25 protein-coding genes are annotated in these 22,171 nt (G+C 48.5%); 22 read left to right on the top strand and 3 right to left on the bottom strand.

What is annotated here, in order from left to right:
• Positions 1-22 precede the first annotated feature (22 nt).
• The 3 genes from mobC to mobA are packed head-to-tail and all read right to left on the bottom strand — an operon-like array spanning position 23 to position 3,782.
• Positions 23-2,023 (bottom strand): conjugal transfer protein MobC, encoded by a 2,001-nt coding sequence (mobC, locus tag FDZ78_RS03735; RefSeq protein WP_124030619.1) that lies wholly within the window; start codon positions 2,021-2,023, stop codon positions 23-25.
• 26 nt (positions 2,024-2,049) lie between these two features.
• Complete coding sequence (mobB, locus tag FDZ78_RS03740) at positions 2,050-3,381, bottom strand: conjugal transfer protein MobB (protein ID WP_124030618.1); 1,332 nt, start codon at positions 3,379-3,381, stop codon at positions 2,050-2,052.
• Positions 3,360-3,782: a conjugal transfer protein MobA gene (gene mobA / locus FDZ78_RS03745; RefSeq protein WP_124030617.1), complete on the bottom strand. Its 423-nt coding sequence runs from the start codon at positions 3,780-3,782 to the stop codon at positions 3,360-3,362. Before mobA ends, mobB begins: the two co-directional genes overlap by 22 nt.
• Positions 3,783-4,930: 1,148 nt before the next feature.
• On the opposite strand from mobA, the gene FDZ78_RS03750 reads away from it, so the two are divergent.
• The 22 genes from FDZ78_RS03750 (at position 4,931) to FDZ78_RS03855 (ending at position 22,141) form a co-directional block, all read left to right on the top strand.
• Positions 4,931-5,689, top strand: a complete 759-nt coding sequence (locus FDZ78_RS03750; protein WP_123486677.1) for a ParA family protein — start codon at positions 4,931-4,933, stop codon at positions 5,687-5,689.
• 4 nt (positions 5,690-5,693) lie between these two features.
• Positions 5,694-6,110: a DUF3408 domain-containing protein gene (locus tag FDZ78_RS03755; protein WP_123550736.1), complete on the top strand. Its 417-nt coding sequence runs from the start codon at positions 5,694-5,696 to the stop codon at positions 6,108-6,110.
• 21 nt (positions 6,111-6,131) lie between these two features.
• Positions 6,132-6,422, top strand: coding sequence for a DUF3408 domain-containing protein (locus FDZ78_RS03760; RefSeq protein ID WP_123486679.1), 291 nt, complete (start codon positions 6,132-6,134; stop codon positions 6,420-6,422).
• On the top strand, positions 6,422-7,153 hold the full coding sequence (locus FDZ78_RS03765) for a hypothetical protein (RefSeq protein ID WP_124030615.1): 732 nt from the start codon (positions 6,422-6,424) through the stop codon (positions 7,151-7,153). The genes FDZ78_RS03760 and FDZ78_RS03765 overlap by 1 nt, the downstream gene beginning before the upstream one ends.
• Before the next feature lie 103 nt (positions 7,154-7,256).
• Positions 7,257-7,553, top strand: coding sequence for a DUF4134 domain-containing protein (locus FDZ78_RS03770; RefSeq protein WP_123486691.1), 297 nt, complete (start codon positions 7,257-7,259; stop codon positions 7,551-7,553).
• 13 nt (positions 7,554-7,566) lie between these two features.
• A complete protein-coding gene (locus FDZ78_RS03775; RefSeq protein WP_124030614.1) occupies positions 7,567-7,884 on the top strand; it encodes a DUF4133 domain-containing protein in 318 nt (105 codons plus the stop codon).
• Entirely contained in the window at positions 7,881-10,382 is a 2,502-nt protein-coding gene (locus FDZ78_RS03780; protein ID WP_124030613.1) for a TraG family conjugative transposon ATPase, read from the top strand. The genes FDZ78_RS03775 and FDZ78_RS03780 overlap by 4 nt, the downstream gene beginning before the upstream one ends.
• A 152-nt stretch (positions 10,383-10,534) precedes the next feature.
• A complete protein-coding gene (locus FDZ78_RS03785) occupies positions 10,535-11,173 on the top strand; it encodes a DUF4141 domain-containing protein (RefSeq protein ID WP_124030612.1) in 639 nt (212 codons plus the stop codon).
• Between the two features lie 40 nt (positions 11,174-11,213).
• Positions 11,214-12,212, top strand: a complete 999-nt coding sequence (gene traJ / locus FDZ78_RS03790) for a conjugative transposon protein TraJ (RefSeq protein WP_124030622.1) — start codon at positions 11,214-11,216, stop codon at positions 12,210-12,212.
• Positions 12,213-12,230: 18 nt separating this feature from the next.
• Positions 12,231-12,854 (top strand): conjugative transposon protein TraK, encoded by a 624-nt coding sequence (traK, locus tag FDZ78_RS03795; RefSeq protein ID WP_123486682.1) that lies wholly within the window; start codon positions 12,231-12,233, stop codon positions 12,852-12,854.
• A 7-nt stretch (positions 12,855-12,861) separates the two neighbouring features.
• Positions 12,862-13,188, top strand: coding sequence for a TraL conjugative transposon family protein (locus FDZ78_RS03800; protein WP_124030611.1), 327 nt, complete (start codon positions 12,862-12,864; stop codon positions 13,186-13,188).
• Positions 13,133-14,353, top strand: coding sequence for a conjugative transposon protein TraM (traM, locus tag FDZ78_RS03805; RefSeq protein ID WP_124030610.1), 1,221 nt, complete (start codon positions 13,133-13,135; stop codon positions 14,351-14,353). Before FDZ78_RS03800 ends, traM begins: the two co-directional genes overlap by 56 nt.
• A gap of 26 nt (positions 14,354-14,379) precedes the next feature.
• Positions 14,380-15,402, top strand: coding sequence for a conjugative transposon protein TraN (gene traN / locus FDZ78_RS03810; protein ID WP_124030609.1), 1,023 nt, complete (start codon positions 14,380-14,382; stop codon positions 15,400-15,402).
• A gap of 3 nt (positions 15,403-15,405) precedes the next feature.
• The gene (locus FDZ78_RS03815) at positions 15,406-15,987 is read left to right on the top strand and encodes a conjugal transfer protein TraO (protein ID WP_124030608.1); all 582 of its coding nucleotides are present in this window, start codon (positions 15,406-15,408) and stop codon (positions 15,985-15,987) included.
• A gap of 4 nt (positions 15,988-15,991) precedes the next feature.
• Complete coding sequence (locus tag FDZ78_RS03820) at positions 15,992-16,414, top strand: hypothetical protein (protein WP_124030607.1); 423 nt, start codon at positions 15,992-15,994, stop codon at positions 16,412-16,414.
• Between the two features lie 3 nt (positions 16,415-16,417).
• Positions 16,418-17,284, top strand: coding sequence for a toprim domain-containing protein (locus tag FDZ78_RS03825; protein WP_124030606.1), 867 nt, complete (start codon positions 16,418-16,420; stop codon positions 17,282-17,284).
• A 12-nt stretch (positions 17,285-17,296) separates the two neighbouring features.
• On the top strand, positions 17,297-17,749 hold the full coding sequence (locus FDZ78_RS03830; RefSeq protein WP_136408028.1) for a DUF3872 domain-containing protein: 453 nt from the start codon (positions 17,297-17,299) through the stop codon (positions 17,747-17,749).
• 95 nt (positions 17,750-17,844) lie between these two features.
• Positions 17,845-19,470, top strand: coding sequence for a tyrosine-type recombinase/integrase (locus FDZ78_RS03835; RefSeq protein WP_136408029.1), 1,626 nt, complete (start codon positions 17,845-17,847; stop codon positions 19,468-19,470).
• 266 nt (positions 19,471-19,736) lie between these two features.
• A complete protein-coding gene (locus tag FDZ78_RS03840) occupies positions 19,737-20,420 on the top strand; it encodes a tyrosine-type recombinase/integrase (RefSeq protein ID WP_240740337.1) in 684 nt (227 codons plus the stop codon).
• A complete protein-coding gene (locus FDZ78_RS03845; RefSeq protein ID WP_123487154.1) occupies positions 20,413-21,432 on the top strand; it encodes a tyrosine-type recombinase/integrase in 1,020 nt (339 codons plus the stop codon). The genes FDZ78_RS03840 and FDZ78_RS03845 overlap by 8 nt, the downstream gene beginning before the upstream one ends.
• A gap of 32 nt (positions 21,433-21,464) precedes the next feature.
• Positions 21,465-21,659, top strand: coding sequence for a hypothetical protein (locus FDZ78_RS03850; protein WP_136408030.1), 195 nt, complete (start codon positions 21,465-21,467; stop codon positions 21,657-21,659).
• Positions 21,656-22,141, top strand: a complete 486-nt coding sequence (locus tag FDZ78_RS03855) for a lysozyme (RefSeq protein WP_136408031.1) — start codon at positions 21,656-21,658, stop codon at positions 22,139-22,141. Before FDZ78_RS03850 ends, FDZ78_RS03855 begins: the two co-directional genes overlap by 4 nt.
• Positions 22,142-22,171: the final 30 nt, after the last annotated feature.

Genomic DNA, 22,171 nt, shown 5'->3' on the forward strand with positions numbered 1-22,171 from the left:
TGGATTAAGTGGTGGTTGTTTTCTATTGTTGCGGGAAAAGGTGACTGAGTTCCGGGGTGGATAAAATCCGTTGCTTTTCATCGGATATTATCTGTATCACGTCGGCTTTCACCTGTTCATAGTTGCGTTGGATTATAGCCTTCATGCGCGACTTGTCGGGGGTGTCGTCGTGGAAGTCTGTTAGTATCGGAATAGGTTTGTAGCGGTCTGTTTCCGCCTTGACCTTCGCGCTGTCAATCACTATCTCGGCATGAAATATCTTCTGATCTATGCGCTCGTCGATATTGTCACAGACCGCCCCGACGAACATACCCTGCGTGAGAGTGGAAATCTTGCTCGGAGGAATGAGGCTGTCCATCTGCGTGTTGAAAGAATGGCTCACGTCCTGACGGTTGATGGATATTGACTGACGTTTCTGGAGAACCTTGCCGAAACGCTCGGAGAGTGTCTTGGCGGTCTCTCCGACGACCTGCCCGGAGAAGATGTTGCCGACGGTGTTCATCACCACGGCCGCCTCCTTGTCGCCGTAGTCGCGTTTGAGCTGCGAGAAGTCCTGAAAGCCGAGGCACACTGCAACCTTGTTGCTTCGGGCGGTGGCAATAAGCTGGTCAAGCCCCTTGAAATATATCGTCGGAAGCTCATCAATCAGCACTCCGCTTTTCAGCATACCTTTCTTGTTGATAATTTTGACGATACGGGAATTATACAGACCCAGTGCCGCGCCGTAGATATTCTGGCGGTCGGGATTGTTGCCGACACACAGTATCTTCGGCTCTTTCGGATTGTTGATGTCGAGAGTGAAATCATCGCCGGTCATAACCCAGTATAACTGAGGCGAAATCATGCGTGACAGCGGTATTTTCGCCGATGCGATTTGCCCCATCAACTGCTCAGCCGCGCCTCCCTGCCATGCGTCCATGAAGGGCGAGAGGTAGTTTTCCAGTTCCGGATAGCTGGTAAGAATGGGAAATAAATCCTCGTATCTTCTATTCAGAAGTTCTATGGCATGGGGAAATGTGCAATATTTTCCTCCCTTGTAAATGCGGAGATACCATATTATCGCGGCAAACAGTACAATCGGTGACTCCACAAAGAAATCGCCCTGCTTGCTCACCCACGACTTATTGAGGTTGAGCATAATAGTGTACGCGCTTTCGTATGCGTCGGCTATGTCGCTCATGAAATCGGGATGTATCGGATTGCATCGGTGACTACGTTCAGGGTCATCGAAATTTATCATGTAGAATTTCGGCTTGACCTTACCGTAGCCCTCCTTGTGACTGAGCAGATGGTTGTAGGCTATCATACTCAAATCGGGACTCTTGAAGTCATAGATATAGCCGCTGTAACCTTTCTCTATCATCTGCTTGATAAAGGAATTTATGACGGCATACGACTTGCCTGAACCGGGAGTACCCAACACGATGGTGGCTCTGAAAGGGTTGACGACGTTTATCCAGCCCTTGTGCCATTTCTTCTGATAGTAGAATCTGGTCGGCAGGTTAATGGAGTATTGGTTGTCCATAAGTTTTGTTTCCTGCATGAAGCTCTCGTTCTCGTCGTTGAAGCGGTCGTCCATCATATTGTTTTTCAGCATACGACCGGCCCATATTCCGCCCATGAGCAGGCAGATGTAGCCGACAACGGTGCTTATTATATAGGTGTAGCGCATACCGATGTCGAGTGTCCACCAGTTCAGAAGGAACAGTATGCTGCCTGTGGCGATTGTTACGCCGATATGCCGCCATGTGATGTTCTCGCTCCTTACTCCTCTGGTGCCGAAGCATGATAGCCCAAGTAGCAGGAGCGCGAACAGTTTGGCATTGAAAGTGGTGCTGAAAAGCCCGCAGGTGCGGTTGAAGTTGGCGCAGATCCTATGGACGGTCGAATAGAACCAGCCGCTCTCGACGGTTTCCACGCGGGTGAACCAGTATAGGTTGGCGACAACCAACACTATACTGACCGCCCGCAGGAAGTCCATAATCTTTGCCAACGCTCTGAGGTCGTCCTCTTGTTGGCTCATAATTGTAATTTTAGAAAAGTGAATTGTTAGAATTTCGGGCGACGCCCTTTCTTCTTTTTGCGCTGCATACGGCGGCGGAATTCCTCCTCGTCGGGATTGAACGACTGCCCCTGTTGGAACAGGCCGAGTCCCGGAATTGGCAGGTCGTAGTCGCCGAAGTCGGAAACGGATTGGGTGACGGTGTGTTGATGCTGACCACTTGAAGGTTGATTAACCACCGGCTCTTGTGCTGTGTCGGTATGAGTGTCACCCGGTGTCGGTTCTACCAGCGGAACAACAATGGGTGTCGAAACATCGTGAGTGTCGGCAGGTATATTTGTCTGATTGTTGAACTGATTGTTGAATCGCTCATTGATTGCGTTTGCCGAAAACTCCTTGCCGAGATTGGAACCGTTCAATACCGTCATGGTGTTGTGGTCGATGAACGTGACTCCATATATGCGGCCTCCATCATTATAGCGGAGAACAACATCAATATTGCGTTCTTTCAGCTTGGCGATGAAATCAGCCTTATCGATAGAGTGAGCAATCACATCGGTGACTTTGCGCTTGGTCGGTGCAATATCAATCTTTTCCTTAGCCATTTCAAATCTCCCGTCAATAGCGGTGCGACTCGCAAATTTGCCGAGGAGCGAAGCCTTGAAAGGCGTTGCGATGCTCTTGCCATTATTATCAGTGGCGAAATAGACAAGACCGTGATACTCGCGCCCGTTCACTCTGCCGTCGGTAGGCTCACACCTCACATTATATAGTGAGAGAATTGCGTTATATTCCCCGATGGTCTGGAATTTATAGCGCATACCGACCATCTTGACGGTGTTGGCAACCTGACGCTTGATGTCGCCTGACGGGTCAATCTTTCTAATCGGAGTATCGGGCGAGATTTTTTCTCGTTGCGCCTTGTGGAGATTATATTTTTCCTCCAGCTCGGTGGTAATTTTCTTGCTGCGACGAAATAGAAAGTCCTGATTGAGCCTCTTGCCCTGCTCGTTGACATTGACTGTCACTATATGGATATGGTGGCGGTCGATGTCCATGTGCTTGTAAATTATGTAGGGCTGCTCACCGAAGCCGAGTTTGTCCAGATACTCGCGTGCAAGGATTTCATACTGCTGCTCAGTCAACTTATCGTCGGGGTGCGGATTTAGGGAGATATGCAGCACGGGCTTTTTTGTCCTGCCCGTTTTCGGCATGAACAGGTTGAAATTCTCCACCATTCGGGCAATGTCAATATGTCCGTCTGCCGGAAGTATAATCTTGTTGGCACCAAGCACACGGCCCTCGTCACGGTTCATCTTCATGCCGTTGTATGACAACGCCCCGTAGAGCGATGATCCTATCGAGATTTTAGCGACCATTGTTCATCAAACTGCATGGATAACGCCTTTACATCGGCTGTGACTTTTGCCAGATCTATGGTGGCTTTCTCCAGCTTGTAGAGATGTGTCATAGCTTTCTTCTCAGTGAAATTTGCGCGAAGCTCCTTCACAACGAGGTCATAATTTACCCCGATTGTACGGTACTGGGCGAAAAACTCCGAGAGTTTGGCGCAATATACTGCAAGGGACTTATCCGTGGTCAGCACCTTGAAAGGCTTTCCGAAGATAAGTTTTTTTATGAACGTGGCTTTTACGGATTCATCAGCCTTCTCCATCATGCGGGTCAGGCTATCCCATTCGAGGTCATCGAAGCGTACCATGACGCAGTGGGTGCATCGGTTGGGCGACAAGGGTCGCCCGGTTTTCGGTTTTTCAGTCATATTATGTATGGATTTTGTGGTGAGTGCATCGCTGTGTACAGACAAACCGCAGGTCAAGTCATGGGATATTCGACTTTGGAGAATATCCTGCATTGCAAGGTTGTTTCGTGGGAACCGGAGTTACCCGAAACCCGAATAGTTACTATTCGGACACCTTGCTATGTCTATGTGGACATCCTTCCTAATATGAAATCCATATTTTCGGTGCCTGTGGTGCCGGTCATACCATTTGGCGGTGAAAAAACGGTGTTCCATACCTGCGGAGTGTAGATACACACGTCGATGCTTCCATAAAGTTACAAAAAATCCGGTGCAATTCCTAACTGCAAGAGAGAAAATTTGAAACTTTATGACGGCAGGGATTGCCGTGGGGGCACCGTTGGAAAGTCCGGTGATGCCGTGAGTAAAAAAATCGCATGGCAAAATGTTAAAATTTCAGCCCCGTTTTCGGGAAATCCGGGGAAAAGTGAGGAAATCCGGCACCTCAACCTCTATGAGCCAATGAGTTGGCAATTTTAAGGGCTTGACAAAATGGAATTTATTTTGTTTCTTTGTGTAGAGATTAGCTCGAAAGCTCGCCTTCAGGGAAGTCAACCTACTTGTTATATAATGAACTTCCCTCCTGAACTGCAAGATTGAAAGCTGACCTGCCAATAACATTCCTCGCCTCTTGGCAAGACCGCAATAAAGGTATTTATACAATGTCCTTCCGAACAATCTATTTTATTTATGATGTACGGAGATTGGTTACTGAACGGCAAAGTATGTATCTTATAATAAAGCGGGCAAACCTCCTGACAAGGAATATTAGAAGCAAACTACCTATCTATGGTTCTACGGACATATAGCCGTGCGGCCATAGTTAGAAAGGAACAATGTTCCGCCACTAAATCCAACACCCAAAATTAAAAAAAGAAAATGACTGACATGACTATCACCTTCCGGCTTACATAGCCGATGCCCTCCTGACGGCGGAGGAAGGTCGCCCATGAGCGACGGAGATAGCCGTACCCCAACTCAAAAGCATAGCCAATGCCGCTGCCTGTCCCCCCCACGGAGTATAGACAAGACCGGTCTGCGACGTGTCGAAATGAAGCTGACGGCCACTGCTATGCAGTCACCACTACATCCATTTTCAAATTTTATTTATGACAGATCCTAAATTTGTCGCTTTCTCCACCCAGAAAGGTGGAGCGGGCAAAACGACTCTGACCGTTCTTGCGGCGAGTTACCTCTACTATGTCAGGGGGCTGAAAGTCCTTGTCGTTGACTGCGACTTTCCCCAGTACAGCATTGAGGATATGCGTGAACGTGACAAGGAGCTGATAGAGTGCAGCCCCGTGTTCAAAAAGATGTTTTCCGACAATATGCGTCTGACAAAGCTGGCTCCATATCCGGTTTTGTCGGCTCAGCCGGAGAATGCCATGCGCAAAGTCCGTGAGATTATCGATGACTGCGAGGATGAGATAGACATCGTATTTTTCGACCTTCCCGGCACAGTCAACAATCCCGGTGTTGTTTCTATCCTTAACTGTCTGGACATGGTGATTGTCCCTGTCGCCGCCGACAAGGTAATACTTGAAAGCTCGCTCGCCTTCGCCCTGAAAATACAGGAGTGGCTCACGACCGGGCGCACATCGGTCAAACAGATGTATATGCTCTGGAACCTCGTGGACGCCCGCGAGAAGACTGACCTCTATGACCAATATGAGGCTGTGTTTGAGGAATACGGGCTTCAGACCATGAAAACCAAGATACCCGACACCAAGAAGTATCGCCGCGAGGGGTCAAAGACCCTTAACCGCGCTGTGTTCCGTTCTACGCTTGTTCCGCCTGACAAAACGCTGCTCAAAGGCACAAGGCTTCCGGAACTTGCCGATGAACTGCTCGGCATATTAAACCAGTGAGCCTATGTCAAAGGTTTATGAGCCGCAAATCGATCCGGAGGAATTTATCAGGACATTTCGTGATGAGCCATCCGGTCTGTCATCGCTGAAAAGAAAAAGCGCGTCCAAACAGCAAGAACAGGCTAACCCACAGCCGGTGGCAGGCGAAGGTGACGGTGCAAGCCCCGGAAATACCACTGTACAGGCTAAAAATTCCGAAAGGGAACGGCTGTATATGGAACGCTTCGTGCGCAATATGCGTTATATGTGGCCGGAAGATAAATTCCAAGTGTCGGAAATCGATCCTGAATTTATCTGGAAGATACGCCGGATACTATTCCACAAGAAGAAAGGGAAGGTCTGCTCCATCAAAGCCTATATCAACAATGTGCTTGCAGCGCATTTTGAGGAATTCGCAGATATTATCGACCCTATTTTATAACCCCACACATTCACAACAATCATGAAAAAATCCCAATCACGAGTAGTCACCACTATCGAGGTGGCTGAAATCCCTGATGGCGCGGAAGAACGCTATATTGAGCGTTTTCTCTCGCCGCACATCTTGATGTCCAACAGGAAGGTGTATATCTATCCCGAAGTTCATGCCGCCCTGTCGCGCATGGTAAAGGGTCTTGACAGACCCGGAGTGTCAATCGGCTCGTATGCCTCGGAAATCATACTTGAGCATATTGCCCGCAACAATGCGGTGATGCGCAGTGTCCATGAACGTAACCATAAAGACCTGTTCTGATGGAAACTGTACTTATAATAGCTCTGCTGGCGAGTAACCTGTGGCTTATCCGCAGGGTGCTGACAAAGCCCGACACAGCAAAGCCGGTAAAGGAAACGCCATCGCCGGAACCCGCTAAGGCTGCCGACACAGAGGAGGAAGCCGAAAATGACAGTATTGTCGGCAAAAGCACTTTTGACATCAACGAGTTCAAGGAGGTGTTCCGCGAGGCTGCGAAAGAAGCAGCCAAAGAGGTATTACCGCTTATCATCAAGGAGTACGGCAAACCCTCGGATGCCGGTTTTCCCGATGAACCGGAGGAAAAGTCCTCAGCACAAATCCCGGTGGAGAAACTCGATGAAGTTTTTGCCACACACTCCGCAAGCGAACTGACAGGCGATGAAATCCCGGCGGAGGAACCCAGAGCCGGAGGCAGTGACTTCAACGAAATCAGTACTGCTGTAAACGTTCTGAAGGGTAATTCCGACAATCCCGATGACAAGGAAACCGCCCGCCGTGTGCTGCCCGACATACAAGGCACACAGATTATCGAGAAAATCAAGCTCGATCCGTTGGTGCGCAAGCGCATACTTATGATTGAGTGCCAGCTCCCCGAAATTCCGGGGGAGAATAATACTGCTGACACTCCACCCTCAAACCCGGAGGAAGCGAAGCCGAAAAAGAAAATCGTGTTCCATGCTGACATAGACACAACCGGCATTGACGCTATCGACTTCAATATTCTCCACTGACCACCACTATCCAAATCCACAATCCATCCTAAAAATAAAATTTATGACAAAATCCCTCAAAAAGCTCTATGACAGTATCGTAGCGTTTATGAACGCTCCCGGTATGCGTCGCCCTATGGCGATGATGCTCACGCTCCTTCTGTGTGCAGCCAACCTCTACGCCGCCGGCAACGGTCTGGCGGGTATCAACGAGGCTACCTCGATGATGACCTCCTATTTCGACCCCGCCACGAAACTGATCTATGCCATCGGCGCGGTGGTGGGTCTTATCGGCGGTGTCAAGGTCTATGGAAAGTTCAGCTCCGGCGATCCCGACACATCGAAAACCGCCGCCTCTTGGTTCGGTGCCTGTATATTCCTCGTGGTAGCCGCCACAATCCTGCGCTCGTTCTTCCTCTAATCCCGCCACGCCAATGGAATATCCTATCAACAAGGGCATAGGCAGGACGGTGGAATACAAGGGGCTGAAAGCTCAGTACCTTTTCATCTTCGCCGGAGGTCTGATAACCGATTTCATTCTGTTCGTGGTACTCTATATGTGCGGTGTACAGCAGGGTCTGTGCATAGGCTTCGGTGCCGTGAGCGCGTCGGCTCTGGTATGGTACACCTTCCACCTTAACGGCAAGTACGGGCAGTACGGTCTTATGAAACTCACCTCGGTGAAGTACCGTCCCCGCTATATCATCAACCGTCTGCGTGTGCGCAGTATAATGAAGGGAGGTCGCAAATGAGAAATACACTGAAAGCCACAACGCTGGAAAGCAAACTGCCGTTGCTCGCCGTGGAACACGGTTGCATCATCTCGAAGGACGCCGATATAACGGTGGCCTTCGAGGTCAGCCTCCCGGAACTGTTCACCGTAACATCGCAGGAATACGAAGCCATGCACGCCGCATGGTGCAAGGCGATCAAAGTGCTGCCGCATTATTCGGTGGCGCACAAGCAGGACTGGTTTGTGTCTGAGAACTATAAGCCGGAACTGCAAAAAGATAATTTGAGTTTTCTTGACCGCAGTTTTGAACGCCATTTCAACGAGCGTCCATACCTCGCCCACAAGTGCTACCTGTTCCTGACAAAGACCACAAAGGAGCGTATGCGACAGCAGTCGAATTTCTCCACCCTCTGCCGTGGGCGTATAACACCGAAGGAACTCAATCACGAGATGATTGTGGGCTTCATGGAAGCTGTCGGGCAGTTCGAGCGCATTATCAACGACACCGGCTATATCTCGCTGCGCCGTATAGGTGACGATGAGATAATCGGTACAGACACAACTTCCGGTATCATAGAAAAGTATCTGTCACTGTCGATGGGAGATGTCAACTGTCTGGAGGATATCGACCTGTCACCGAAAGAAATGCGTATCGGCGACAAGATGCTGTGCCTGCATACACTTTCAGATACTGATGATCTGCCCGGAAAGGTCAGCACTGATAACCGTTATGAGCGGTTATCGACTGACCGCTCGGATTGCAGATTGAGCTTCGCCTCTCCCGTTGGTCTGCTTCTGCCGTGCAACCATATCTACAACCAGTATATACTGATTGACGACCACGACGAGAATCTGGCGAAGTTCGAGAAGACAGCCCGAAATATGAACAGTCTTTCAAGGTATAGCCGAAGCAATGCCATAAACAAAGAGTGGATAGACCGCTATCTGAACGAGGCTCACAGCTATGGTCTTACCTCTGTGCGCTGCCACTGCAATATAATGGCGTGGAGCGACGATGCAGAGGAACTGCGCAGGATTAAGAACGATGTCGGAAGTCAGCTCGCCACAATGGGGTGTATGCCCCGTCACAACACCATTGACTGCCCGACACTGTTCTGGTCGGCTATGCCCGGAAATGAGGCTGATTTCCCTGCCGAGGAGAGTTTTTACACTTTCATAGAACCCGCTGTTTGTTTCTTCACCGCTGAAACAAACTACCGCTCTTCTCTCTCGCCATTCGGAATAAAGATGGTCGATAGACTGACCGGGAAACCTATCCATCTGGATATAAGTGATGAGCCTATGAAACGCGGTATCACCACCAACCGCAACAAGTTCATACTGGGCCCGTCGGGTAGCGGAAAGTCTTTCTTTACCAACCATCTGGTGCGCCAATATTATGAGCAGGGCGCGCATATCCTCCTGATTGACACCGGCAATTCATACGAAGGGCTGTGCAATCTGATCCACAACAAGACGCACGGCGAGGACGGTATCTATTATACCTACACCGAGGAAAAGCCGATTTCTTTCAATCCGTTTTTCACAGATGACGGGGTGTTCGATGTGGAGAAGAAAGACTCGATCAAGACCCTGCTGCTGACGCTGTGGAAGTCGGAGGACGACCGCGTGACAAAGACCGAATCCGGTGAGCTTGGCTCTGCGCTGTCGATGTTTCTTGACAAGATGAAACGTGATAAGAACATCGTGCCATGCTTCAATTCCTTTTATGAGTTTATGCGCGACGATTACCGTGCTGAAATGGCACAACGTCCTATCCCCATCTACAAACAGGATTTCGACATCGACAACTTCTTGACAACCCTGCGCCAGTATTACCACGGAGGCCGGTTTGACTTCCTTCTCAATTCCAAAGAGAATATCGACCTGCTAAGCAAGCGTTTCGTCGTGTTCGAGATAGACGCCATACGCGACAACAAAGACCTGTTCCCTGTGGTGACAATTATCATCATGGAAGCCTTCATCAACAAGATGCGCCGGTTGAAAGGCGTGCGAAAACTTCTTATATGCGAGGAGGCTTGGAAGGCGTTGTCAACCGCAAACATGGCTGAGTATATGCGCTATATGTTCAAGACGGTGCGTAAATACTTTGGCGAGGCGGTGGTTGTCACTCAGGAAGTGGACGATATTATCTCGTCGCCCATTGTCAAGGAAACCATCATCAACAACTCAGACTGTAAAATCCTTCTGGATCAGCGGAAATATATGAACCGCTTTGACCAGATACAGGAGCTGCTCGGTCTGACCGACAAGGAAAAGGCGCAGATACTCAGTATCAATATGGCAAACAGCCCCAACCGGCTCTACAAAGAGGTATGGATCGGGCTGGGCGGAACGCAGTCCGCTGTCTATGCCACGGAGGTATCACCGGAGGAATACCTGTGTTACACTACCGAGGAAACGGAGAAAATCCAAGTCCTTGACCGCGCCCGTCAGCTCGGCGGCGACATCGAAGCCGCAATCAAACAGTTAGCCAACGAAAGGAGAGAGAAATAATGTATGAAAGTGAAATACGTCTTAATAGGCATTTTTTCAGGAGTATCTTTCTGCCTCGGCCTCCTCCTGACAATTATTCTCGCCATGATTAGAGCTATTATAAGCATGGCTCACAGAATACGATAAATCCACCACTTTTAATCCGCAATCAAATGAAGCAACTCAAGTTTTTAATCCCTCTTATTGCCCTGTGCCAGATGTTAGGCACGGGCAGGGCTTCCGCCCAATGGACGGTCATAGACCCGTCCAACATCGCCCAGTCCATCGTAAACAACTCCAAATCACTCGTTCAGGAGTCACAGACGGCTACGCACATGGTCAAAAATTTTCAGGAAACCGTGAAAATTTACCAGCAGGCTAAGAAATATTATGACGCACTGCAATCGGTCAACAACCTTGTCCGTGATGCCCGCAAGGTGCAGCAGACAATCCTGATGCTCGGCAATATCTCCGGCTATTACGTCAATAATTTCCAGAAGATGCTGACCGATCCGAACTTCACATCGGCTGAACTCTCGGCAATCGCCTCCGGCTACACCCGTATTCTCGAAGAAGCCAACGGCGTACTCGGCGACTTGAAACAGGTAGTCAATATCACTACATTGAGTATGACCGACAAAGACCGTATGGATGTGGTCGATGACTGTTACAAGGAGATGAAAAGGCTGAAGAACCTGACGGCATATTACACCAACAAGAATATAAGCGTGTCATACCTGCGTGCCAAAAAGAAGGCTGATACACAGCGTGTGGTGGCTCTCTATGGCGACGGGTCTGAAAAATACTGGTAATCGTAATAATCATAATTAAAAAAATATGATAGCGTTATCAATAGATTTCAACAACCTCCACACCATACTGCGCTCGCTCTATGACGAGATGATGCCTCTATGTGAGGATATGGCGGGTGTGGCTCAGGCGATAGCCGGATTGGGCGCGTTGTTCTTCGTTGCCTATCGCATCTGGCGGTCACTTGCCGCCGCAGAGCCGATTGATGTGTTTCCGCTGCTACGTCCGTTCGTGATAGGCTTCTGTATAATGTTTTTCCCGTCGGTGGTACTCGGCACCATCAACTCTGTGATGTCGCCGATTGTGCAGGGTACAGCCTCTATGCTTGAAGGGCAGACACTCGATATGCAGAAATACCGCGAGGAGAAAGACAGGCTGGAGTATGAGGCGATGATGAATGACCCGTCAACAGCCTACCTTGTCGATGATGCCGAGTTTGACAGACAGATAGACGAATTAGGCGTGACGGAGATAGGCACAGCCGCCGGAATGTATATCGAGCGGGGAATGTACAAAGTCAAAAAAGCTATTCAAAACTTTTTCAGAGAGTTGTTAGAGATGCTTTTTCAGGCTGCCTCACTCACGATTGACACTATCCGCACATTCTTCCTTATCGTGCTGTCAATTCTCGGCCCGGTCGCCTTCGCTCTTTCCGTTTGGGATGGCTTCCAGTCAACGCTGACCCAGTGGATACAACGATATATCCAGACTTATCTGTGGCTGCCGGTGGCAGACCTATTTTCGACAATCCTTGCGAAAATACAGGTGCTGATGTTGCAGAACGACATTTCGGAACTGACAAACAACCCCAACGCAAACCTCGACAGCTCAAATACTTGCTATGTCATTTTTATGATAATCGGCATTATAGGATACTTCACGATTCCAACTGTGGCGGGCTGGATAATACAAGCCGGAGGTGCCGGAAACTATAACCGTGCTGTCAACACCACCGCGATGCAGGTCGGTTCTGGTGCGGCAAGTGTCGGAGGCGCGGTCGCCGGAAATGTCGCGGGCAACGCAGGCAAATTGCTTAAATAATATTCAAACGACATTCAAATGCAATTCAAATCACTTAAAAACATCGAAACCTCGTTCCGCCAGATACGGCTGTTTGGTATTGTGTTTGTGGCGATGTGTGCCGTGGTGGTGTCGGTGGCTCTGATCTGCGTGTTCAATTTCGCTGAAAGGCAGAGGGAAAAAATCTATGTTCTTGACAACGGCAAGAGTCTTATGCTCGCCTTGTCGCAGGACATGGAGCAGAACCGCCCGGCGGAAGCCCGTGAACATGTGCGACGCTTCCATGAACTGTTTTTCACTCTGTCGCCCGACAAATCGGCGATTGAGCATAACATCAACCGCGCCCTTATACTGTCGGACAAGTCGGCATACAACTACTACACCGATTTCTCGGAGAAGGGTTACTACAACCGTATCATCGCCGGCAACATCAACCAAGTGCTGCAAGTGGACAGTGTGGTGTGCGATTTCAACAACTATCCGTACATCGCTAAAACCTATGCCCGACAAATGATTATCCGCGAAAGCAATGTTACAGAGCGTACACTGGTGACGCAGTGCCGCCTCTCCAACGCCTCACGCTCCGACGACAATCCCAACGGCTTCATCATCGAAGGCTTCACAATACTTGAGAACAAGGATATTTCAACCGTAAAACGATAATTCAATTATGACAAAGATTAAATCAATATTCTCCGCCATATATAACAATATGTGGCGCACCCCGAAAGGGAGGCTCACAACGCGCCTGAAAGGAGCGTGCGAGTCAATTCCCCAGAAACAACGGCTTACTGTCGTGTCGCTGATGCTGACCGTGTTTGTGCTTACCGCCTTCTTCGTGTTCGGTCACGCCTGTTACAGGATAGGTCTGGGCAAAGCGCAAAAATCTGTGGCGATTGAGCATATAATGCCGATCGACATCGTTACCAAATCTCCCGTTCATGAACCTCAAAATCTTCCAGACTATGACGATGCAGGAGTGGAAAGCGAAGATTAACGGCTTCTTCCAGCCCAAATCGCAGGCTGAACGGCAGAAGATGATGAAATACTTAGTCGTGTTCCCGGCGGCTGTCGTGTGCGGCATAGTGATACTGTGGCTGCTGTACACAAGCCTCAACAAGAATGACAGCAAGGTCGGCAATGCCTTCAACACCGAAATTCCTGAGGGTGAGAACGGCGGCATCAAGACCAAAGCGGAGGAATATGCCGCCGCCGATGCCGCCAAAGAGAAGGAGGCGCAACAGCGTGCGGTGGTCGCCCTTGATACTCTGACCGCACTTACAACCGATACCGTTGAGCATCAGTCCGCCGTTGAGAACTCCGCGCAGGCGTATCAGGAGGTTCAGGCGTCGCTCAATGACTTTTTTGTGGAGGATACCTCAGCCGACAATGTTGAAATGGAGGCTCTAAATGAGCGTATTGCAGAGTTGGAGGTTCAGAACGCTCTGGCACAGCAACAGGCGGCACAGCCCGACGAGATGGAACTGATGGAACGCTCGTATCAGTTGGCGGCACAGTATATGGGCAACGGCGGCAGCTATTCGCCGCCACATCCTACCGAAGAAAAGGGCAAACGGGATGTGCAGCCGGTGGCGCAGGTCAACAGGAATGTGGTATCCTCGCTCGGTCAGACATCAACCGTCAGGGGCTTCAATACCTCGGTGGGTACAATGAGGGCGGTCGCCAAGAATACCATAGCCGCAGTGGTGGCCGGTAACCAGAGTGTGGTTGACGGCGAGAGTGTCAGGCTGAGAACCTCCGAACCTATGTGGGTCGGCAACCGCCTGATACCGCGTAACACCACCGTTGTCGGCTCTGCAAGAGTGCAGGGCGAAAGGCTGGAGATTGAAATCACCTCCATCGAGTGCGAAGGCTCGATATATGACGTGGAGTTGCAGGTTTATGACTCCGACGGGCAGGAGGGTATCAATATACCGCAGTCAATGGAGAGTGATGCGTTGCATGAGATAGGTGCCAATATGGGCAGTACGATGGGTAGCTCGATCAACATTTCCACAAATACCAGGGCGCAGATTGCCTCTGATGTGGGGCGCGGGCTGATAAACGGTGTCAGCCAGTATCTTACCAAGAAGCTGCGAACCGTCAAAGTCCACCTCAAAGCCGGCTACCGTGTGATGCTTCACCAGCCGGAAGACATATGATTATTCACCATTAAATCCACAATTCAATGAATTACAAACTCTTTTTACTTTCGCTTATTGCCGTTATCGGCATGGCAAGCACTGCTTTTGCCGGAACAAAGTCGGTTAAAAACACCGATAATAACGTGCCGTCTGGCACGGAACAGGTTGCCACTCAGGTAGCAGAACACGACATCAATGTGTACGGCGGCAACTACACCGACGGTGACAAGTTCGACGGTCTGACCCGCAAGGTCGGCTTCGACCGGATGATACCGCCTCACGCTCTGGAGGTATGCTACGAAAAGACTACGCACATCATATTTCCCTCGGAAATAGTCTATTGCGACTTGGGCAACGAGAACCTTGTCGCCGGATTAGCCGACGGCGCGAAGAACGTGCTGCGCGTCAAATCAGCCTTCAAGTCGTTCAAGCAGGAAACAAATCTGTCGGTAATCACCGAGGACGGAAGCTATTATAGTTTCAACGTGAAATTCGCCAAAGAGCCGCTGTTGCTCAATATCGAGATGACCGATTTTCTGCATGACGGCGAGGCGGTGAACCGCCCGAATAATGCGCAGGAAATCTACCTCGAAAAGTTAGGTAGCGAGTCACCGATGCTTGTCAAGCTGATTATGAAAAGTATCTACAAGCAGAATAAGCGCGAAATCAAACATATAGGCTCAAAGCGTTTTGGGGTGCAGTTCCTCTTGAAATCCATATATGCCAACAACGGGCTTCTCTATTTCCACACCGAACTGAAAAACACATCAAACATTCCTTTCGATGTCGATTATGTCAGCTTCAAGATTGTGGATAAGAAGGTTATCAAGCGTACTGCTATGCAGGAGCAGGTACTTGAACCGCTCCGCGCCCAGAACTATGTGACGGTGGTACACGGAAAATCCTCCGAAAGAACAGTCTTCGCTCTGGAGAAATTCACCATTCCCGATGACAAGCAGCTCGTTATCGAAATTGCCGAAAAGGAAGGCGGCAGACACCAGTCTTTCGTGGTCGAGAACGAGGATATTGTGAGAGCCAACATAATTGACGAATTAAGCATACAATAACCTATGAGAAAAGCGATAATGATAATCGCTGCCATGCTCACCCTTTTCGGAGGGCGGGCAATGGCCCAGCGATGCCTCCCCGGAATGTCAACGGTAGAAATCAAGGCTGATATGGCAGACGGCTTTTATACCGGCAACTCTCGCAACTGCGGCTATTCTCTCGGAGTGTTCTACTCCGTCTATAAAGGCGGTGCCAATACTTGGAGCTTCGGCGGCGAGTATCTCCAGACCTACAAGCCATACGGCGCGAAAGGTCGTATCACGGTGGCTCAGTTTACAGGTGAGGTCGGCTACAATCTCCATCTGTTGAGCGACTACTCGCAGACCTTCCACCTATATGGCGGCGTGTCAGCTCTCGGTGGCTACGAAACAGTGAATTGGGGAAAGTCGGTTTTATCCGACGGTTCGACGCTCCATGACGGCGACAACTTCATCTATGGCGGCGCGCTCACGCTCTCTGCGGATTTCTACCTTTCAGACAAAATTGCTCTGACCGCAAATATAAAGGAGCGTTTCACTTTCGGTAGCGATGTGCAGATATTCCATATGCAATATGGTGTTGGTGTCAAATTCATAATAGAATAAACCTATGGGATTGATTGTGATAGACCTCGATATAAATAATCTTCCATTGGAGGATTTTATGAAGGCGATCGGCTATGAGCCGATAAAAAAGGATGGCAACCTTCTGATATACAACGCTCCGTATTCTGTCGGTGGCAACGCTACTATGGTGGTGGACACCGAAAAGAATGGCTGGTATGACAGCAAAGAACCCGAAAAATACTATGGCGGCATTTATGATCTCGCTTACGAGCTAACCGGGAGCTGCAACCGCTCCGAGTTGAACCTCTATATCGCCACACAGATGAAGGATTTTAAGGAGTTCAAGACTTACGAAGTGACCGTCAACGGCGATGAAGCCGAGGGTGATGTGACGGCTACGCCCGTCAGCAGACCGGAACAGCCTAAGCAACAGCCGCCCAAACCCAAACGCAAAATGCGGTTTTAGCCTATGGATATAGATGCTATCAAGGGAATATCCCTTGTGGATTTTCTGCACCACCTCGGCTATGAGCCGACTGGGCGCGACAGCAAAGGTCTGTGGTTTTATGCCCCGTACCGCAACGAGAGAAAGCCATCGTTTCATGTCAATCCTCGTAAAAATGTATGGTTCGATTTTGGTAGCGGTGCCGGAGGCGACATCTTCACTCTTGCCGGAGAACTGTGTAACTCCACCGACTTCATCCGACAGGCGGAGTACATAGCCGAAAAGATGCGGATGCCGATATCACAGCCTTACAAGCCGGAGCCATTCATTGAGCAGCCGACCTTTGAGGACGTGAAAATCTCCCAATTAGTATCGCCGGCTCTACTGCGTTACCTCGCCAACCGTGGCATACCTGCCGACATTGCACAACGATATTGTGTGCAGGTGGATTATAAATTGCATGGCAAAAACTATTATGCCATCGGTTTTGAGAACAGCGCACACGGATTTGAGTTGCGAAACAGCTTCTTCAAAGGAAGTTATCCGCCAAAGCATATCACCAATGTCGCCAACAGCAACGCCCGGTGTAATGTATTCGAGGGCTTCATCGACTTTCTTTCGGCGGAACGCCTCGGATTGAATGAAGGCAATGACAGTGTTGTGCTTAACTCCGTGGCGAATGTCGGCAAAGCAATCCCGACTTTGGCGGAATACCCGCTGATACTGTGCTATCTTGACAACGATACCGCCGGGCGTGCCGCAGTAGCCAGACTGCGCCGCGAGTTCGGCGACAGGGTGAGCGACAAATCCGCACTCTATCCCGACCACAAGGATCTGAACGATTACCTACAATCGCTCAACCCCAAGAAATCAACAAAACTAAAATTCTAAACAGACACAAAAATGGAAAAGACAAATAAAAAATCATTTGGCATTATCGCCATTCTCTCCCTTGTAATCGCTGCCGTATGCAGCCTCACATCCTGCTCCGACGACCTCGATGTGCAGCAGTCCTATCCCTTCACAGTGGAAGTCATGCCATACGCTGACAAGATTGCCAAAGGGCAGACCATCGAACTGCGCTTCGAGATAAAGCCCGAAGGCAACTATGCCAACACCCTCTATACCATACGCTACTTCCAGTACGACGGAGAAGGCTCGCTCAAACTCGTTGACGGCCCGGTGCTGGTCAACAACGACCGTGTGCTTCTTGAAAGTAAAACATTCCGACTGAACTACACCGCCAAAAGTGACGAAGCACACAAATTCCTCGTGGTCGTGGAAGATGTATGTTGTCCATTACATAAATCTTCTAATGTGGCGATGACATTTATGTTTGCATCACTTGATAAGTAATTAAGGATATGTGCATTAACTTTAATCATAACAACATAATTTTAGGGTTAAGAAAATAGTCATATTTTATATCAGACATTTTTTAATTCTACAATATGTTTAATTTACTATTCACAAACTTCTTGGATTTGCAAAGACATGAGCAAGCCTCATTCTCTGAGCAAAGACAAGCATATCTGCACAAACTACACGCAGATGGAATGGGCATTCGACATTTGCGAGGATTGGCTGGTCTGCTAATCGCAATTGATGAACTTCTTGCCCTTAGAGAAAGTGACACATTCGAGATTCCATTGGAATATATCGTCCAAAAGACATCTGAATGGGATTCGATGACACGTCAACAACGGTGTGATATGCGCGTGGAGGTTAATTTCCATTGTCGCTTTCTTGGTGCGTCCAAGAGATGGTTGACATATTTGGGAAGACTGGATCACCGCTATTATCCTGAGGATAATATAATCAGCAAGATTTTTCCAAGAGGATACTTTCGAGTTCGACACCTTGTCTCACCGATGTATATGGAACGGCTCGTATATCTGGAAGCTCAAGAACAACAGGGGGTTCCTTCAGTGACTTTGAGACGAATCGCACAATATCAACTGACAGCCATAGAGTTGCTTGATTTACCATCTACTTCTCTTGTAACCATGAGTGAAATACAAAACGCGGCAGCTATATGGCGAGATGTTGAGGATCCAAGCAAACGAAAGAAATCCGGTACCGATAATAGTTATCGGACGTTCATTCATGTCACAACTAATTGGCTTTCACATATGGGACTACTTGCCCAGCCGGAGGAACATGATTTTCCCGAAAAAGACAAGATCATGTCATATCTCAACTGGCTTGTTGAATCCAAAGGATATTCTGTCCAGACTCATAGAAGCCGTCTGAGTATACTTCGTAATCTGATGAATTACCTTCAGGGCTCAAGCTTATTGCTTGCCGATGTTCAATCTACAGACATTGACAGTTATCTCAAAGAACGTCATTACAATGGGTGTAATCGACGCACTATTGCAGGGCTTGTATCCGTACTACGTTGCTTCTTCAGATATGCGGCTGATAGACAATGGGTGAAAGACGATTTGTGGAAAACACTTTCCGCCCCTCGGCTGTACACGATGGAGCAACTTCCGTCATATCTTCATTGGGATGACGTGAAAGTTATCTTGACTGAATCTACGCGAAATCCGACGATTCAGGGCATAAGGAATCATGCAATTTTATCGCTTTTGGCAATGTATGGCTTGAGATCCAGTGAAATCACTGAACTGAAACTCAAGGACATTGACTGGCGGAATAGCGTCATTCATCTGCGTAGGGCAAAAGGATGCAGACCGCAGATAATGCCTCTGATAGATGAGGTTGCACAGCCACTTCTGAGATATATCCTTGAAGCTCGTCCAAAGTATCCGAAGCAGGAGTTTGTGTTCCTTACTACCCGAGCTCCATTCCACGGCATATGTACATCAACAGTTTACCAAGTGGCAAGTAGATCTCTGGAAGGCAGGCAACTCAACATAAGGCATCATGGTCCTCACAGTTACCGACACAGTTGCGCAACGAGACTGGTCAATGAAGGACACTCTCTTAAAGAAGTCGCAGATGTGCTCGGACATGTGAAAATCGATACTACCGCCATCTACGCCAAGGTCAATTTCTCCAGACTAAGGGAAGTGTCGGATATGGACTGTAAGGAGGTGCTTGAGTTATGATGCTCAATAGTGCCATTGACAAATATGTCGAGTATAGACGTTCATTGGGAGAGTCGTTCAAAACCAATGCGAATCTTCTGAAACAGTTCTGCAATTATCTGGGGAAAGATATGAATCTGTTAGAGATAACCGCATCCATCACATCAGATTTTTTGCAATCAGGAGGCAACGAGATTACTCGAAAGTGGTTTACGCGTCACGCTGCTCTGTCTGGCTTCTTCCGGTGGTGCATGTCACGAGGGTATGTATCAAAAATACCCTTGACTATGGATAAGCCTAAGAAACCGCAGCGAATAACACCGTATATTTACTCAGATATCGAGCTCAAGAAGTTGTTCTCAGCTGCCATGACATATCAGAAACGGCCTTCTCTCACATATCCTGAATGCGTCAAAGCAATCCTTCAGTTGACATATGTGCTGGGGTTAAGAATCTCAGAGACCATGAGCCTTCGCATGAAAGATGTGGATCTGGCAAACTGTTGTATCACAATCCATGAATCCAAATTTTACACGTCAAGAACTGTCACTTTCAACGAGGAAGTAAAGAAACTGATTGAAAAGTTCTTTTCATGGAGAAAGGACAACTGCAAGATCTCTGATGAAGACACATCTCTATGGATTATGTGTAACGGCTCGTCAATGAGACTGAACTGCATAAACGGCATCTTCAAAAAGATACGTATAGAAGCAGGAATCAGCCGAAACGACAACACAAGGTATCAGCCACGTATCCACGATCTGCGCCATACGTTCGCTGTGAACCGATTAAGAAAGTGGTACCAAGATGGTAAGGATGTTCAGACTCTTTTGCCTGTGTTATCTACCTATCTGGGCCATAAACAAGTGAGTTACACAACTGTGTATCTTAACATGACTACCGGACTGCTCTCAGATGCGGCCAATCTATTCTTTGAATATGCAAACCCCAAAACAAATCAACATGAATGAAAAAACCATATATCTCAGTTATTGGGTGCGGCGTTATCTCACCGACTATATGCTGGCTGCCAAGAATCTGTCGCGTAATACGGTACGTAGCTACCGCGATACCTTCAGACTTCTTGTTGGCTACCTTCGAGATGTCTGTAATAAAAATCCAGACAAGCTCCACCTTCAGGAACTGACAATCAATGTCGTGTCAGACTTTCTTGACAATCAGCAGGAAACCCGTAACGTCTCAGTGGCTACTCGAAACCAAAGACTTGCCGCATTACAGGCCTTCGCAAAGTATGTATCCATGAACTCTCCGGAGCATATGGAATGGAGCCGAAACATACGCAATATCCCTAAGAAGAAAGCCCCTAAGAGAATGATAACGTATCTTGAAAAGTCTGAGATGGATGCTTTGCTATCTCTGCCCGACCAGAGATCCGCTCAGGGCAGACGCGACTACGCTCTTTTGATCTTCCTATACAATACAGGAGCGAGAGCCGAAGAAGCATCCGACCTGAACGTATCATCCGTGACGCTTGCCAAAAGCAAAAGTGAATCAACAATCCCCTTGGTAACCATTGTTGGGAAAGGAAACAAGACTCGCAGATGCCCCCTTTGGGACAATGTCTGTGCAATCCTTAAGACAATAATCAATGACAGAAAGCCAGATGAACCACTCTTCTTAAACCGCTACGGCCAACGTATAACCCGATTTGGAATATACGAAATGGTGAGTCGGTATGCTCAAAAACTGGAACTACAGTTCCCTTCCGTAAGGGACAAGAGAGTTAGCCCACATACGATCCGGCATACCACCGCAACACATCTTCTGCAAGCAGGAGTGGATATAAATACGATCCGTGCTTGGCTCGGACACGTATCTATAAACACAACGAACATCTATGCTGAAGTAAATTTGGAGATGAAAGCTAAAGCTCTCATGACCTGTGCTATCGATAGTTCCAATGGGAAGAAAATCTCATGGAAAACCGATGAAAATCTTCTCTCTTACTTGGATAGCCTATGATGAATCTCTGCCAGTGCCTCCAAAATAATGTTGTGAACAGCAAACTTACATGTCTGATTTACTCATCGTTGGAGGCACTGTTAAACATAAATGTCATCGCCACATTAGAGGACAGCTTCAATACCACCCCGTGGGAGCAGACCTTCGAGTTCAACAGCAAAGACAGCGGTGATGAGGGTACGATTGTCAGCCCGATTGTGACACCCGTAAATCCGGCTATCCGATGAAGAAAATCCTGCTGATGTTTCTCGCGTTGCTCACCGTCATGGTGGGCAACGCCGCCGGGCGGAAGATAAACATAATGGATCTGCCGCCATTCGAGAGAGCTGTGATTATCATCAAGAAATTTGAAACGCTCCACCGCCCAAAGGATTATCCCTATGTCGGATATGGTCATAGAGTGTTACCCGGCGAGCCATACCGACGAGGCGTGCAGCTCACCGAGAAACAATCTGACGCCCTGTTGCGAAAAGACCTGTTGAAATTTGTGTCACTCTACAAGGCATACGGCAAAGATGCCCTGTTGTTAGGCGTATTAGCCTACAACTGCGGCCCCGGAGTAGTGAACAAGTCCACCGTGCTGAAAAAACTGAAATCCGGCAACCGTGACATATTTAAGTCCTATACCTCCCACTGCCGCTACAAAGGCAAATTCCACAAACAACTTTACCAGCGCCGACTGACCGAGTTCGCCGCTTTGTTTCCATAAATTATATCGGTAAGGTTTTTGCAAATCTTT

This window comes from Duncaniella sp. B8 (assembly GCF_005304985.1).
In the GTDB taxonomy this organism is placed as follows: domain Bacteria; phylum Bacteroidota; class Bacteroidia; order Bacteroidales; family Muribaculaceae; genus Duncaniella; species Duncaniella muris.